The organism is Salinicoccus carnicancri Crm (assembly GCF_000330705.1).
GTDB lineage: Bacteria > Bacillota > Bacilli > Staphylococcales > Salinicoccaceae > Salinicoccus > Salinicoccus carnicancri.
In genome coordinates, this window is sequence record NZ_ANAM01000012.1 from 1 (window position 1) to 2250 (window position 2250).

Annotated in this window: 1 protein-coding gene; it reads left to right on the forward strand. The window is 34.8% G+C overall.

Annotated features, from left to right (window positions below; all coding sequences use genetic code 11):
- Positions 1–644: 644 nt before the first annotated feature.
- Entirely contained in the window at positions 645–1571 is a 927-nt protein-coding gene (locus C792_RS0114025) for a protein rep (RefSeq protein WP_017550088.1), read from the forward strand.
- Positions 1572–2250: the final 679 nt, after the last annotated feature.

Below are 2250 nucleotides of genomic sequence, written 5' to 3' on the forward strand. Positions count from 1 at the left end.
AAAAGGAAATTGGAATAAATATTTATTTCATTGTGAAATATATGATTATGTTCAAAATAGATAGTATAACAAAGAGGATTGAGAGTTTTTTTGTTAAACTCTGTTTTTTTGATATAAGGCTTATAAGCATTCCTATGGCAGTGAGTCCGATTAATAAGGCGATTATTGAGAATAGGGTTTCCATTTATTCACCAACTTTTATTGGGAAGAAATCCAATAAGGATAAACTTTACCTGGTTTTATCTAATTTTTTCAATCATTTTTTGTTTCTTCGTCTTCTCCAAATAAAAGTCCTAAACCTATAGCAAAACTTATACTGTTCATAATTAGTAATAAAATTGATAAGAATTTTTTCATTATTTTCATCTCCTTTTGAATACAATCATAATCTTGTAAGACTGATGAAAATAGGGGAGATTTTCAGTATTTTTGAACGGGTTTCTTTTATCTTGATACTAAGGGTCATATTTCTGATTGACTTATCTGATGTTGAATCCTTGGCATATCAGCGTTTTATACAAAAAAACTTGCATTCTTCCGTCTACTGGTCTAGTGTTTTAGTTGTCGAGACTAAAAACAAATACCTGTAGGAAGAGTGCAAGCTCTTTTTGTGCCTTTCTTAGGTAGAAAGGGATTTCTATATCATGGAGAAGTATACAGAGAAAAAACTTAAAAATCAACTGTTACAGACGCTTATAAGTAATCATGTTAGTGATAAAACATTGGAAAGAGTAAAGGAGTGCAATACATTTATGTTGTTTGTTGCTGATAAAACATTAGAACATAAGAAATTGCATGGTGCGAACAGTTGTAAGCATAGATTTTGCCCAGTTTGTTCATGGCGAAAAGCTCGTAAGAATGCACTGAAAATCAGTATTCTCATGCAGTATTTGAGAGAAGCAGAGAATAAAGAATTTGTCTTTCTCACGTTGACTGCTCCGAATGTAAAAGCGAATGAGTTGGATGATGAAATTAAGCATTACAATCAATCATTTCAACGGCTCATGCAGCGTAAAGAAGTCAAAGCAGCAGTAAAAGGTTATGTCAGGAAATTGGAAGTGACTTATAACAAGGACAGAGATGATTATCATCCTCATTTTCATGTGATTCTTGCTGTCGACAAGCACTATTTCAATAACCAAAGACAGTATATAAAGCGTGATAGATGGCTGGAACTTTGGCAACAATCGACGAAAAATCCATGTATCGCGCAGGTGGATATCCGGCGTGTAAAACATACAGATAATAAAAAAGAAGTCTCCGAAATTGCCAAATACAGTGCCAAAGACAGCGACTACCTCCAGGACGAAACCATATTCGATACATTCTATAAGACACTGTCTGGCAAACGGCTCATCGTATATTCTGGCCTCTTTAAAGATGCCAGCAAGAAATACGAAAACAAAGAATTAGAACATTATAAGGAAATGGATCCGACACATTACATCTACCAAATTTTCTATCACTGGGGACAGACAGACTATATTCAGACAGAACAGAAACTCATGTCAGAAGATATGCAAAAAGAAGTCAACCAAACCATGCTCGAAGAAATAGACATCGAAGAATAACATGCACACGAAATCAGATAAAAAGACCCGTCAAATCTCATTTAACTTTGACCTCACCAACAAAAACGTACGTGGTGTTGGTGAGGTCAAAGTTTGAGTATAGTAATTTATTACTATTACGAATTGAGAAACTGACGGGTCTCATTTGATTTATAACGTGTGCGTGGATTCTAATTAAAAAAAGGGGGGGTTACCCCCACCTTATCCACCACTTTCCCCCCCACTTTAGAAAGTATTTAGAACAAAAATCGATTCTAAATACCTTTAAATTGAATGTACATTTTTATGTACATGTATAAAAATGATGGGTTTTTGGACAATTTTCTTGTACATATTCGTGTACATTCGATTGAAATCTGTCCGTAAAATAATATTGCCGGCACTGCCGGCATATCAAGGGTTATGAGGTTTTGTAGGATGAAAATCCGGAAAAACCTCCTTATGCTCTTACTGAAATTAACGATTTTGAGATTTTGGATGTATTGCTGCTCTTTGAACTTGGTTAAGGTTATATGCCTTTTGAGAGCTCAAATAAGCGTATATGAGCGTTTAAATGAATTTTAAGGGGTTTTATGGGGGTAGTATAAGATAACCCGTGAGGATGCACTTATACGTCGTGTACGCCGATTCTGTGTGAAAACTTTTCGCCTGCGTTCAAAATAAAAGGCAGTGATCTGTT

What these genes read in the sequence shown, in the direction of transcription:
- C792_RS0114025 (WP_017550088.1), top strand. Translation starts at nt 645, where the DNA reads ATGGAGAAGTATACAGAGAAAAAACTTAAAAATCAACTGTTACAGACG.